Origin of the sequence: Oceaniradius stylonematis (assembly GCF_003149475.2) — a bacterium.
Lineage (GTDB): Bacteria > Pseudomonadota > Alphaproteobacteria > Rhizobiales > Rhizobiaceae > Roseitalea > Roseitalea stylonematis.
Map to the genome: position 1 here is coordinate 1,007,791 of NZ_QFWV02000004.1, position 13,011 is coordinate 1,020,801.

A 13,011-nucleotide genomic window follows, 5' to 3' on the forward strand; every position below is an offset into this window, starting at 1 on the left:
CCGGTCGCCGACACGCCGTCGACGATGATGGCGCGCGCATGGCGCTGCAATTCGGCCAGAAGCTCGATCGACATGACCTCGAAATGGATCTGGATGAGGCAAGCCTTGAAGCGGCCAAGACGCCCGAGCAATGCGACCGCCTGCTCCTCGCTCGAATAGCCGATCTGCAGCACCGAGTGCCCGCGCGCCTTGAGCCGCTGTTCCATCTCCTGAAGCACCGACCGGGCAAGCCGGCTGTCGGAAATCCGGTAGAGAACGAGAAGGTCGCCCTCCCACTGTTCGGCCTCGCCCGTGTCGGGATCGGCGACAATCAGGCCCAGGCCGGGCTGGGCGCGCAGGCGGCCTTCGTCGAGAAGCGGCCTGAGCGCCTGTTCGACGGTGCGTTGCGCCGTACGGTGGGTGCGCATCAGCGTCTTGACCGTCGGCAGTTTTTCGCCCGGTTCGGCCGCTTCGATCCGCCGGGTCAGCGTCTGTCTTATGCGGTCTATCTTGTCGATGGTGCTCTGGCGCATCGGTGTGCTTGTGCGGGTTGCCNGGGGCGCGGCGCGCCTGGCGCGGCGGGTCGACAGGTAGAGGCTGGTCTGCGAATTGGCGATGCCGTCGACCAGCCGGATGCGGTTGAGCACCGCATCGACATCCGACAGCGTGTCGGCGGCCAGTTCGACGACGAGATCCCAGCGGCCATTGGTCGTGTGGACGGCATGAATCTCGGGAAATCCGCCGAGCGTTTCGACGATGCGGTCCTTCCCCTTGCCCTCGATCTCGATCATCGTCACGCCGCGCACGCCGCGTTCCTCGACATCGCCGCGCAGCACGACCGAGTATCCCAATATCTCGCCGCTCGCCTCAAGGCGGGACAGGCGCGCGCGCACCGTCGCGCGGGTGATCCCAAGCTGCGCGGCGAGCTGCGAAATGGACGCGCGTCCCTCGCCGCGCAGAACCGACAACAGCCGATAATCGGTTTCATCCATGGTTTGTCGCCCAAACTGGTCGTTTCCATTGATCACAACAGATAATCGGAATGCAAGTTTGGTCACTATTTTGGCTTGTGACTGCGCATTTCACCGTGGTCGTTTGGGCGGAGAGCGATACAGGGAGCCGACGCGTGCAGCACACTGGCAACAGACCGGACATTGGGGGAACGAGGGTGCCCGGTGGGGCGGCGGCCGCGCCTCTCGACATAACGCTTGTGGGCGTGCCGGTCGATTGCGGCAGCGCCTATCGGGGTTGCCTGATGGGTCCCGACGCATTGCGTGTCGCCGGGCTCGCCGAAAGCCTGTCCGAACTCGGCCATCGCGTGTCGGACGCCGGCAATCTGGCGCCCGACTTGCCCGGACCGCGCGAGCATACCAATCCGGCAATCCACGATCTGGGACCTTCGGCGGGCTGGGTATCCGCCCTGTCGGATGCCGCCTTTGCCGCCAGTGCCGACGGGCCGCCGATCTTTCTGGGCGGCGATCACCTGATGTCGGCGGGCACGGTTTCAGGCGTTGCGCGACGGGCGGGAAAACGCGGCAGGCCGCTTTTTGTGCTGTGGCTCGACGCACACACCGATTTCCACGATCTGAACAGCACGCGCAGCGGCAATCTGCACGGCACGCCGGTTGCCTATTTTACCGGCCGCGCCGGGTTCGAGGCTTTCCCGCCAATGCCGGCGCCGGTCGCCGAAGAAAGGGTCGCCATGCTGGGCATCCGCTCGGTCGATGCCGAAGAGGCCGCGCGGATCGGTGGGACGGCGATCGCCGTCACCGACATGCGGGCGATCGACGAGGTGGGCATCGCGCGGCCGCTGCGCGCTTTTCTGGACCGCGTCGCCGCCGAGGATGGCGACCTGCATGTGAGTTTCGATGTCGATTTTCTCGATCCGGACATCGCGCCCGCTGTCGGCACCACCGTGCCCGGCGGCGCGACCTTCCGCGAGGCGCATCTGGTGATGGAGATGCTGCATGACAGCGGCCGGGTGACCTCGCTCGACATCGCCGAACTGAACCCGTTCCTCGACGATCGCGGCCGCACTGCCCGGCTGGTCGTCGATCTGGTCGCCAGCCTGTTCGGCAAGCGGGTGATGGACCGGCCGACGCGCGCCGCCTGACACCGCTTTTTCAAGGGAATCCGCCATGACCGCCATGACATCGACACCGTCAAAGCCCGCATCGCAGACGCCGCCCGGACCGCCCGAAGGCTCCAATCTGGTGCCGTTCGTTTCGGTCGACAACATGATGAAGCTGGTCAATGCGATCGGCGTCGAGCGGGTGCTGACGGAGCTTGCCGATTACATCGAGGACGACTTCCGGCGCTGGCCGCATTTCGACAAGACGCCGCGCGTCGCCTCCCATTCCAAGGTCGGCGTGATCGAATTGATGCCGACGTCGGACGGCGAGTATTACGGCTTCAAATATGTCAACGGCCATCCAAAGAACACGCGCGAGGGACTGCAGACCGTCACCGCTTTCGGCGTTCTGTCGTCGGTCGAAAACGGCTATCCGCTGCTTTTGAGCGAGATGACGATACTGACGGCGCTGCGCACGGCGGCGACATCGGCGGTCGCGGCGCGCCATCTGGCGCCCAAGGGCGCGCGCACCATGGCGATGATCGGCAATGGCGCGCAATGCGAGTTCCAGGCTCTGGCCTTCAAGGCGATGCTCGGCATCGACGCGGTGCGCCTCTATGACACCGACCCCGGCGCGACCGCCAAGGCGGCGCGGAACCTTCAAGGCACCGGCCTTGCGGTCACCTCCTGCACGAGCGGCGAGGAAGCGGTCGAGGGTGCGCAGATCATCACAACCTGCACCGCCGACAAGCAATATGCGACGATCCTGACCGACAACATGGTCGGCTCGGGCCTGCACATCAACGCGATCGGCGGCGACTGCCCCGGCAAGACCGAACTGCATCGCGACATCCTGCTGCGGTCGGACATTTTCGTCGAATACCCGCCGCAGACGCGCATCGAGGGCGAAATCCAGCAACTCGACGACGACCATCCGGTCACCGAATTGTGGCAGGTCATCACTGGCGACACCGCCGGGCGCACGGCGCCCGAACAGATCACGCTGTTCGATTCGGTCGGGTTCGCGACCGAGGATTTTTCGGCGCTGCGTTACCTCCATGACCGGCTGCGCGGGACCGGCTTCTTCGAGGAACTCGACATGCTGGCCGACCCGGACGAACCGCGCGATCTCTACGGCATGCTGATGCGGGCTTCCGCGGCTTCCCGATCGGATTGAACCGCTCTACAAGCCGGGTGCAACATCCCACCTTCGGCAAGAGCCATGAACATCATCATCAAGATCACATGCCCGGACCGGATGGGCATCGTCTCCGCCCTGTCCACGGCGCTCGCCGCGCATGGCTACAACATCATCGAGAGTTCGCAGTTCCACGAGCCGGCGCTGGGCACGGCGCGCCGCGCGGGCGAGGGACGCTTCTTCATGCGCGTCGATTGCGTCCAGACCGCCGACGGTGCCGGGGCCGAAACCAATGCCGCCGGCCTTGCCGCCTTCCTCGACGGGTTCCGCAGCGAGTTCGATGCCCAAGTGTCCGTCGACGACAAGGACCGGGTGATCCCGGCGATCGTCATGGTCTCGAAATTCGACCATTGCCTTCAGGACATCTGGTACCGGGTACGCACCAACACCCTGCCGATCCGCATGGCCGCGATCGTTTCCAACCACACCGATTCGCAGGCCGATGCCGCGCGCTGGGGCGTCGATTTTCATCATCTGCCGGTAACGCCCGGGACCAAGGCGGAACAGGAGGCGCGGCTTGAGGCGATCATGGCCGAAACGGGCGCCGAACTGGTGGTGCTCGCCCGCTACATGCAGATCCTGTCCGACGGGTTCAGTTCGCGCCATTTCGGCAAGCTGATCAACATCCACCATTCCTTCCTGCCGGCCTTCAAGGGCGCCAAGCCCTATCACCGGGCATGGGACCGCGGCGTCAAGCATATCGGCGCGACCGCCCATTATGTGACGCCCGATCTGGACGAAGGGCCGATCATCGAGCAGGGGACCGAGCGGGTGAGCCACACCTCAGACCCCGACGATCTGGTCATGCGCGGGCGCGATGTGGAGGCGCGCGTCCTGTCGCGGGCGATCCGGCTCCACGCGGAGGGGCGCGTCTTCATCAATGGCAGCCGCACGGTCGTGTTCGAGCCGTAAGGACCGCCCCGGTTCAAAGCCGGTCGACGATCCGCTGCATCGCCGCCTTGTAGCGCCGGCTGACATCGTCGCGCGCGATGTGCCGTCCATCGCGGACCACATGCCGGCCGGCCGACCAGACATCGCGGAGCGCTTTCGATGCACCGGCGAATATGAACCCGTCGAGCAGCTGACCGGTTGTCAGCGGCAGCAGCGTCTCATCGTTTCGATCAAGCGTCAGAAGATCGGCGCGCATGCCCGGCGCGATGGCGCCGCACTTGCGGCCAAGCGCCCGGGCGCCGCCGGCGAGCGCCGCGCGGTAAAGCGTGTCGCCCGTCGATGTGCTGCGTCCGGCGATCACGTTTCGGGCGCGGTGGTGAAGGCGGTGGCCATATTCGAGAAGGCGCAGTTCGCCCGCCAGCGTGATCTGCACATTGGAATCGGTGCCGATGCCGAATGCGCCGTCAGCAGCGAGATAGTCCGCCGCGTTGAAAAGCCCGTCGCCGAGATTGGCCTCGGTGATCGGGCAGAGGCCGGCCACCGCTTCGCTTTTCGCAAGCCGGCGTGTTTCCTCGGCGCTCATGTGCGTGGCGTGCACGACGCACCAGTTTTCACCGATGCCGACCCGGTCGAGCAGCAGTTCGATCGGCCGTGCGCCATGGGCCGCGACGATCGCCTCCACTTCGGCGGTCTGTTCGGCGGCATGGATGTGCACGGGGCCGTCCGCGAATGCTGCCTGCAATTCGGCGATCTGGTCGAGCGTCACGGCGCGCAGGGAATGGGGCGCGATGCCGAGCGCGCCGTCTTCGGCAAGCACTGGCCGCGCCGCCTCGGCGATCCGCAAAAGGCTGTCCGTGTCGTTGCCGAAGCGGCGCTGGCCGCCCGACAGCGGCTGTCCGCCCGTGCCCGCAAATGTGTAGAGAACGGGCAGCAGTGTCAGGCCGATGCCGGTCTCCGCGGCGGCGGCGATGATGCGATGGCTCAGTTCGGCAGGGTTTTCGTAGGGTGCGCCGCCCGGCTGGTGGTGCAGATAGTGGAACTCGGCGACGCTGCCATGGCCGGCCTCCAGCATCTCGATGAAGGCGAGCGCGGCGACGGCGCCGATCTCGTCGGGCTCAAGCGTGCCGACGAAACGGTACATCAGGTCCCGCCAGGTCCAGAAGCTGTCGTCGGTCTCGCCGCGCCGCTCGGTCATGCCGGCCATCGCCCGCTGGAAGGCGTGGCTGTGCAGATTGGCCATGGCCGGCAGCAAGGCGCATCCGGTCAGGCGCCGGTCGCCGTGCTCAGCCGGCGTGTCCGCGACCACTGAGGCGATTTTTCCGTCTTCGACGGTGACGCGGACATTTTTTGCCCAGCCGTTCGGCAACAGCGCTTCGGGCGTCCACAATGCGGTCATGATGCCGTCTCCGATTGGTGCCATCGCCGCGTCGAATGCGATTGACAGCGTCATCAATGGCTTATTGAGTTGGCCGCGTTCAAGCCAAATCTGCGAGGGGAGGGCGGATGGCCGGGCCGGTCGACATGGTGATCCGCAACGCGACCCTCGCCACCATGGTGCCGGGCGGCGCGCCCTATGGGCTGGTGCGCGACGGGGCGATCGTGATCGGCGACGGTCTGATCGTCTGGGCCGGGCCGGCGGAGGAATTGCCAGATGCAGGCGACGCGACGATTCGTGATCTGGGCGGGCGCCTCGTCACACCGGCGCTGATCGATTGCCACACCCATCTCGTGCATGGCGGCAACCGGGCGCGCGAGTTCGAAATGCGGCTCGAAGGGGCGAGCTATGAAGAGATCGCGCGGGCCGGCGGCGGGATCGTCTCGACGGTCGCCGCGACCCGCGCCGCCGACGAAGACTCACTGCTCGCCAGTGCGCTGCGCCGTGTCGATGCGCTGATCGCCGAAGGCGTCGGCGTCGTCGAGATCAAGTCGGGCTACGGGCTCGACGCGGACACCGAACTGCGCATGCTGCGCGTGGCGCGGCGCATCGCGCGGGACCGGCCCGTGCGGGTGCGCACGAGCTTTCTTGGCGCTCATGCGGTGCCGGCCGGAATGGAAGCGGACGCTTACATAGATGATATCTGCATTCCCGCGCTGCGCCGCGCGCATGCAGACGGGCTGGCCGATGCGGTGGACGGGTTCTGCGAAGGGATTGCGTTCTCGCCGGAACAGATCGCCCGTGTGTTCGATGTGGCGGTGGAACTGGGCCTGCCGGTCAAGCTGCATGCGGAACAATTGTCCGATCTCGGTGGCGCGAAGCTCGCTGCATCCCACGGCGCGCTGTCGGCCGATCATCTCGAATATCTGGGCGCCGAGGGCATCGCCGCCATGGCGGAGGCCGGCACGGTGGCGGTGATCCTGCCCGGCGCCTTCTACACGCTGCGCGAGACGCAAGCCCCGCCGATTGCCGCATTGCGCGCGGCGGGTGTGCCGATGGCGGTGGCGACCGATGCCAATCCCGGCTCGTCGCCGATGGTCTCGCTGCTGCTCGCCATGAACATGGCCTGCACGCTGTTTCGCATGACGCCCGAGGAAGCGCTGGCAGGCACCACGCGCAATGCCGCGCGCGCGCTGGGGCTTGACGATTGCGGCACGATCGCGTCCGGCCTGCGTGCCGATTTTGCGGTATGGGATGTCGAAGAACCGGCTGAACTCAGCTACCGGATCGGCTTCAATCCGCTGTACAGACGGATCTTGGGAGGCCAGTTTTGACACAAACGTTCGAGCCCGGCCGTCTGGACATGGCGCAGATGCGCGCTTTTTTCGCCGGCGGGCGGGCGCCGGGCGTCGATGCGCGCGCGCGTGCCGGCATCGACCGCGCCGCGGCGGTGATCGCCGATATCGCGCGGGGCGATGTGCCGGTCTATGGCGTCAATACCGGGTTCGGCAAGCTGGCCTCGATGCGGATCGCGCCGGACGACACGGCCCGTCTGCAGCGCAATCTGATCCTGTCGCATTGCGCCGGCGTCGGCGATCCGCTGCCGCGCGCCGAAACGGCGCTGATGATGCTGCTCAAGGTCAACTCGCTGGCGCGCGGCGCATCGGGCGTGCGGTGGGAATTGATCGCACTGCTCGAAGCGATGCTCGCCCATGACATCTGGCCGAACGTGCCCGAACAGGGGTCCGTCGGCGCCTCGGGCGATCTGGCACCGCTTGCGCACATGGCCGCCGTGATGATTGGCGAGGGGCAGGCTTGGGGTGCCAAGGTGGACGGTCATCCCGTGTCCGGGAGCGAAGCGCTGGGGAACGCCGGCCTTGATCCGATCGTGCTCGGCCCGAAGGAAGGGCTCGCGCTGATCAACGGCACGCAATTTTCGACGGCGGTCGCGCTCGGCGCCCTGTTCGACCTGTGGCATCTGGTCGAAAGCCAGATCGCGGTGGCGGCCCTTTCGACCGATGCGATCATGGGTTCGACCGCGCCCTTGCGCCCGGAGATCCATGCGCTGCGCGGCCATCGCGGACAGATCGAGGTGGCAGCCGCGATGCGCGGCCTGCTGGACGGCTCGGAAATTCGCGAAAGCCACCGGGAGGGCGACACGCGCGTCCAGGACCCCTATTGCATCCGCTGCCAGGCGCAGGTGGCGGGCGCCGCGCTCGACCAGCTGCGCATGGCAGCGCACACGCTCGCCATCGAAGCCAATGCAGTCACCGACAATCCGCTGGTGTTCGAGGACGCTTCGGTCATCTCGGGCGGCAACTTCCATGCCGAGCCGGTCGCCATGGCAGCCGACCAGATCGCCATCGCGATCGCCGAGCTGGGCGCCATCGCGCAGCGCCGCATCGCGCTGATGGTCGACCCGACATTGAGTTTCGACCTGCCGCCGTTCCTGACGCCCGAGCCGGGGCTCAATTCCGGCCTGATGATCGCCGAGGTCACGTCAGCCGCGCTGATGAGCGAGAACAAGCATCTGGCCAATCCCTGTTCGACCGATTCGACGCCGACATCGGCCAATCAGGAAGATCATGTGTCGATGGCCGCCCACGGCGCGCTGCGGCTGAGGCGCATGGTCGACAATCTGGCCCATATTGTCGGCATCGAATTGTTGTGCGCGGCGCAGGGGGTCGAGTTCCGCGCGCCGCTTCAGACCAGTGCGCCGCTGCGCGAACTGGTCAAACGACTGCGAACGACGGTGCCGCCGCTGGGCGAAGACCGGATGGTGTCGGCCGATATCGGCCGGGCTGCCGCCCTGTGCGCGACCGGGCTCGACCTTTGCACCCTGGAGATGGGCGAGAGCGCTTCGTTATGAGATCGGAACAATTCTGTTTGCCGACCGGTGTGGCGATCCGCCAGGAGAAGCGTGCGGCGCGTAGCGGGGCTACGGGCAAGCGGTTTGACGTCGCGGGTGTCCACCGGTCGCAAACCCGAAGGGCCGGGCCGGTTTGGTCCAACTCCGGCGGCCTTCGGCTCGGCCGTATCCCGATACGACCATCGCCAAAGCCCTTGGCCTTGAACCAAACCCACACCGGCAGAATGGTTCGATCTCATAACGGAGCGCTCTAATGACCGACCCGCGCCACAATGTCCGAGACGTGTTCCCGCCGACCGGACCGGAAATCACGGCGAAAAGCTGGATGACCGAGGCGCCGATGCGGATGCTGATGAACAATCTGCATCCCGATGTCGCCGAAAACCCGCACGAACTCGTCGTCTATGGCGGCATCGGCCGGGCGGCGCGGACCTGGGGCGATTTCGACCGGATCGTCGATGCGCTCAAGGGCTTGGACGATGACCAGACGCTGCTGGTCCAGTCGGGCAAGCCGGTCGGCATTTTCCGCACCCATGCGGACGCGCCGCGCGTTCTGATCGCCAATTCCAATCTGGTGCCGCACTGGGCCAATTGGGACCATTTCAGCGAACTCGATCGCAAGGGTCTGATGATGTACGGCCAGATGACGGCGGGCTCGTGGATCTATATCGGCACGCAGGGCATCGTGCAGGGCACCTATGAGACCTTCGCCGAGGCCGGCCGGCAGCATTATGATGGCGATCTGACAGGCAAATGGATCCTGACGGCGGGCCTTGGCGGCATGGGCGGCGCGCAGCCGCTGGCCGCCGTCTTCGCCGGCGCGTCGTGCCTTGCCGTCGAGTGCGATCCGACGCGCATCGATTTCCGCCTCAGGACGAAATATCTCGATGAGAAGGCCGAGACGCTCGACGAGGCGCTGGCGATGATCGACGCATGGACGAAGGCGGGCGAGGCCAAGTCGGTCGGCCTTCTGGGCAATGCGGCCGATGTTTTCCCTGAACTCGTTCGGCGCGGCATCCGGCCCGACATCGTCACCGACCAGACATCGGCGCACGATCCCGTCCACGGCTATCTGCCGCAGGGCTGGTCGGTCGCCCAGTGGCGCGAAAAGCAGGAAAGCGACCCCAAGGCAGTCGAAGCTGCGGCTCGCGCATCGATGAAGGTGCATGTGGCGGCGATGGTCGACTTCTGGAACCAGGGCGTGCCGACGCTCGACTATGGCAACAACATTCGGCAGGTCGCGCTTGAGGAGGGGCTCGAAAACGCATTCGCCTTTCCGGGGTTCGTGCCTGCTTACATAAGACCGCTCTTTTGCCAGGGTATCGGCCCGTTCCGCTGGTGCGCATTGTCGGGCGATCCCGAGGACATCTACAGGACCGACACGGCGATGAAGGAACTGTTTCCGGACAATGCCCATCTGCATCAATGGCTGGAGATGGCGCGCGCGCGGATCGCCTTTCAGGGGCTGCCGGCGCGCATCTGCTGGATCGGGCTGGGCGACCGGCACCGGGCCGGTTTGAAGTTCAACGAAATGGTGGCCAGCGGCGAACTCAAGGCGCCGGTTGTGATCGGCCGCGACCATCTCGATTCGGGCTCGGTCGCCTCGCCCAACCGCGAGACCGAGGCGATGAAGGACGGCTCCGACGCGGTGTCGGACTGGCCGCTTCTGAACGCTCTTCTGAACACCGCCTCCGGCGCGACATGGGTGTCGCTTCATCATGGCGGCGGGGTCGGCATGGGCTTTTCGCAGCATTCGGGCATGGTGATCTGCGCCGATGGCACCGAGGACGCCGCGCGGCGGATCGAGCGCGTCCTGTGGAACGATCCGGCCACCGGTGTGATGCGCCATGCGGATGCCGGCTATGAGATCGCGCGCGACTGCGCGACCGAACACGGCCTCGATCTGCCGGGCATCCTGTAGCGGTCATCCCGATGCCAGCGGGCTGACATAGCCGGGGGGCTTGACGGTGAGCACCGAGCAATCGACCGCATTGAGCACGTCTTCGGCGGTATTGCCGATGATCAGGCCCGGAATTCCGGTGCGCACCAGCGTGCCGATCACCAGAAGGTCGACGCCCATCGCATCGACATGGGCCGGGATGACATCGCGGGGCCGGCCGCGCGCCAGATGAGGCACGATGGCGGCCGGCAGCGCGTCTTCAGCCATGTCCTCCCTGGCTTGCCGCGTAAGCGCATCGAGCGCCTTGCGGCGGGCCGCTTCGGTTGCGTCCAGATAGCGGCGCACATCGCCCGAATCATTGGTCCAGCGGCGCACCAGATCCTCGGCCGGCGCGTCCCATACATGGGTGATGTGCAACGTCGCGCCGCTTGACGCTGCGACGCGGCAGGCGGTCTCGACGATGATGCGGTTGAGGGCGTCGTCCCTGTCGCCCTCTTCGTCGTCGAGATCGACGGCGGCCATGATCGTCCTGGGCGGCTGGGCGGCGCCGGGCATGGCGAGCCAGACCGGGCATGGGCATTTGCGCAGGAGGTGCTGGTCGGTCGAGGTGAACAGGTAGCGGTGCTTCTGGTCGAACGGCTCGGCCATCTTGATGACGAGATCGCGTCCGTTCTCGATCACATCGCCGATGATCTCGCGGAACGGCCGCCCCAGCCGGGTCTCGATGGCGATGGTCAGGTCGCCGGCAAACGGCGCGACCCTTTCGGCCAGTGCGGACTTGAGCGCATCCATCATTCCCGCTTCGATCTCGGCGGCCTCGACGCCGGCAAAGCGTGCGAGATGTTTGATCTCCGCATGATCGTCACCGACGGCCAGCGCCGTCAGCCGGGCATTGTTCGCGCGGGCCAGATCGGCGGCGCGCGCCAGGCTTTCGGCGCCGCCGTCGCCGGTTTCGCAGACCGCAACGATGTTGGAGAACGGCGCTGCCGCCGGGCGGTCGGCCATCACTGGACCTCCTCTTTCTTGGAAGCGGGTCTGGCGGGTTCGCGCGCCTGCGCGCGTTCGGTGCCGAGCACCAGGCTTGCGGCCTGCGAGGCGGCATCGCGATAGGGATTGAGCACCAGATCGGCGCCGCCCTGCTTCAGCCGTTCGGCATTGTCTTCGCTGTGTACCGCAACAGCGGTGCGGCCGGCAAAACCGGTATCGTGCAGCGACCGGATCAGCGACCGGCGCGGATCGTCATGGGTGATGCCGCTATCGTGCTCGGGCACCGCCGAGATCGCCCAGCGAACCGGGGCCAGCGGCAGATGGGCGATGAACTCCGGATCGGTGGCGTCGCCGAACATCACGTCGAACCCCAACTGACGCGCCTCGCGCACGGCAACCGGATTGAAGTCGACGCCAAGCACCTTCAGCCCGGCGCTGTCGAGTTCTTCGGCAATCGCCAGGCCGTAGCGCCCCAGCCCGAAGATGACGACATCGTGCCCGTCGGCGCTCGGCTGCCAATTGTCCTCCTCGGTGCCCGCGCCGCGCCGCTCGAACGGACCAAGGACCGGCTCGACGAACCGGTAAAGCTGGTGCGACCAGGTGATCATGTAGGTGGAGGCGGCGATGGTGATCAGGCCGACCAGCGTCACCAGCCCCATGGCGTCGGCTGCGACATGGCCGATGGCGACGCCCATGGCCATGAAGATCAGCGAGAACTCGGAGATTTGCGCCACGGTGAGGCCGGCGAGGAAACCGGTGCGCTTGCGGTATCCCATCGCGCCCATGATCGCGAGCACGATCAGCGGATTGCCGATCAGCACGAACAGCGAGAAGACGATGGCCGCGCCGATATTGTCGCCGAGCACGCCCAGATCGAGCGACGCGCCCAGCGCGATGAAGAAGAACAGCAGAAGAAAGTCGCGCAGGCTGGCAAGCCGCGCGGCGATCGCTTCGCGGAACGGTGTCGAGGCGAGCGAAACGCCGGCGAGGAGGCCGCCGAGCTCCTTGCCGAAGCCGAAATAATGGCCGAGCGCGGCCAGAAGCGCGGCCCAGCCGATGGCGAAGGAGATCATCAGTTCGGGCGCCCGCGACAGCCTTTCCATCAGCGGGTTCGCGGCGTAGCGGATGAACAGGCCGACGGCGACGAGCATCAGCGCGCCATAGCTGAACACCGACAGGATGTCGGTGAGCGCCGAGTCGCTCTGCGCACCGACGCCGAGCGCCGACAGCATGATCATCGCCAGCACGACGACAATGTCCTGCACGATCAGGAAGCCGAGCGCGATGCGGCCGTGCAGCGAATCGATCTCGCGCTTGTCCGACAGCAGCTTGACGATGATGATGGTCGACGAAAATGTCAGCGCGATCGCCACATAGATGGCCGTCACCGGATCGAGCCCGAGACCCAGCCCGATCAAAAAGCCGAAGATGGTTGTGAACGCGACCTGGCCAAGCCCGGTCAGCAGCGCGACCGGCCCGAGCGTTCGCACCAGATTAAGGTCGAGCTTCAGCCCGACGAGGAACAGCAGCACCGCGATGCCCAGCTCCGCCAGAAGATCGATATATTCGTCCGACCGGGCGATGTTGAGCACGGACGGGCCGGCGACGATCCCCACCGCGATGAACGAGACGATCAGCGGCTGGCGCAGCAAGAGGCCGACGAAGCCGACGCCGGCGGCCAGCACAAGAAGGGCGGCGACCTCGTAGAAGATGTAGTCGGTGATCGTCTCGGTCATGGGCT

At 66.2% G+C, this 13,011-nt stretch carries 9 protein-coding genes and 1 pseudogene; 6 read left to right on the top strand and 4 right to left on the bottom strand.

Features of this window, described 5'->3' with window-relative positions:
- Nucleotides 1-542: 542 nt before the first annotated feature.
- Nucleotides 543-971: pseudogene (locus DEM25_RS18170) on the bottom strand (Lrp/AsnC family transcriptional regulator); the annotation flags it as partial.
- Nucleotides 972-1,147: 176 nt separating this feature from the next.
- On the opposite strand from DEM25_RS18170, the gene rocF reads away from it, so the two are divergent.
- Genes rocF through purU form a run of 3 tightly spaced genes read left to right on the top strand, consistent with a single transcriptional unit; the run spans nucleotide 1,148 to nucleotide 4,160 of the window.
- Nucleotides 1,148-2,092 carry an arginase gene (gene rocF, locus DEM25_RS08500; protein ID WP_281004532.1) on the top strand — a complete coding sequence of 315 codons (945 nt, stop codon included), beginning with the start codon at nucleotides 1,148-1,150 and terminating at the stop codon, nucleotides 2,090-2,092.
- A gap of 34 nt (nucleotides 2,093-2,126) precedes the next feature.
- On the top strand, nucleotides 2,127-3,227 hold the full coding sequence (gene ocd / locus DEM25_RS08505) for an ornithine cyclodeaminase (RefSeq protein WP_109765757.1): 1,101 nt from the start codon (nucleotides 2,127-2,129) through the stop codon (nucleotides 3,225-3,227).
- A 45-nt stretch (nucleotides 3,228-3,272) separates the two neighbouring features.
- Complete coding sequence (gene purU / locus DEM25_RS08510) at nucleotides 3,273-4,160, top strand: formyltetrahydrofolate deformylase (RefSeq protein ID WP_109765278.1); 888 nt, start codon at nucleotides 3,273-3,275, stop codon at nucleotides 4,158-4,160.
- Between the two features lie 13 nt (nucleotides 4,161-4,173).
- Here purU and DEM25_RS08515 read toward each other — a convergent pair whose 3' ends face one another.
- Nucleotides 4,174-5,589: a formimidoylglutamate deiminase gene (locus tag DEM25_RS08515; RefSeq protein WP_342633467.1), complete on the bottom strand. Its 1,416-nt coding sequence runs from the start codon at nucleotides 5,587-5,589 to the stop codon at nucleotides 4,174-4,176.
- Nucleotides 5,590-5,642: 53 nt separating this feature from the next.
- Between DEM25_RS08515 and hutI the strand changes: the two genes are divergently transcribed.
- The 3 genes from hutI (at nucleotide 5,643) to hutU (ending at nucleotide 10,304) form a co-directional block, all read left to right on the top strand.
- The gene (gene hutI, locus DEM25_RS08520; RefSeq protein ID WP_109765277.1) at nucleotides 5,643-6,848 is read left to right on the top strand and encodes an imidazolonepropionase; all 1,206 of its coding nucleotides are present in this window, start codon (nucleotides 5,643-5,645) and stop codon (nucleotides 6,846-6,848) included.
- Nucleotides 6,845-8,383 carry a histidine ammonia-lyase gene (gene hutH / locus DEM25_RS08525; protein ID WP_196780306.1) on the top strand — a complete coding sequence of 513 codons (1,539 nt, stop codon included), beginning with the start codon at nucleotides 6,845-6,847 and terminating at the stop codon, nucleotides 8,381-8,383. The genes hutI and hutH overlap by 4 nt, the downstream gene beginning before the upstream one ends.
- 253 nt (nucleotides 8,384-8,636) lie before the next feature.
- Nucleotides 8,637-10,304 carry a urocanate hydratase gene (hutU, locus tag DEM25_RS08530; RefSeq protein ID WP_109765273.1) on the top strand — a complete coding sequence of 556 codons (1,668 nt, stop codon included), beginning with the start codon at nucleotides 8,637-8,639 and terminating at the stop codon, nucleotides 10,302-10,304.
- Nucleotides 10,305-10,307: 3 nt separating this feature from the next.
- Here hutU and DEM25_RS08535 read toward each other — a convergent pair whose 3' ends face one another.
- Both DEM25_RS08535 and DEM25_RS08540 read right to left on the bottom strand, forming a co-directional pair.
- Nucleotides 10,308-11,288, bottom strand: coding sequence for a universal stress protein (locus DEM25_RS08535; RefSeq protein ID WP_109765271.1), 981 nt, complete (start codon nucleotides 11,286-11,288; stop codon nucleotides 10,308-10,310).
- Nucleotides 11,288-13,006 carry a cation:proton antiporter gene (locus DEM25_RS08540; RefSeq protein WP_109765269.1) on the bottom strand — a complete coding sequence of 573 codons (1,719 nt, stop codon included), beginning with the start codon at nucleotides 13,004-13,006 and terminating at the stop codon, nucleotides 11,288-11,290. The genes DEM25_RS08535 and DEM25_RS08540 overlap by 1 nt, the downstream gene beginning before the upstream one ends.
- Nucleotides 13,007-13,011 lie beyond the last annotated feature (5 nt).

Coding starts and splice junctions, on each gene's coding strand:
- DEM25_RS08535 (WP_109765271.1), bottom strand. CDS start 11,288: ATGGCCGACCGCCCGGCGGCAGCGCCGTTCTCCAACATCGTTGCGGTC.
- hutU (WP_109765273.1), top strand. CDS start 8,637: ATGACCGACCCGCGCCACAATGTCCGAGACGTGTTCCCGCCGACCGGA.
- purU (WP_109765278.1), top strand. CDS start 3,273: ATGAACATCATCATCAAGATCACATGCCCGGACCGGATGGGCATCGTC.
- DEM25_RS08515 (WP_342633467.1), bottom strand. CDS start 5,589: ATGACGCTGTCAATCGCATTCGACGCGGCGATGGCACCAATCGGAGAC.
- ocd (WP_109765757.1), top strand. CDS start 2,127: ATGACATCGACACCGTCAAAGCCCGCATCGCAGACGCCGCCCGGACCG.
- hutI (WP_109765277.1), top strand. CDS start 5,643: ATGGCCGGGCCGGTCGACATGGTGATCCGCAACGCGACCCTCGCCACC.
- DEM25_RS08540 (WP_109765269.1), bottom strand. CDS start 13,006: ATGACCGAGACGATCACCGACTACATCTTCTACGAGGTCGCCGCCCTT.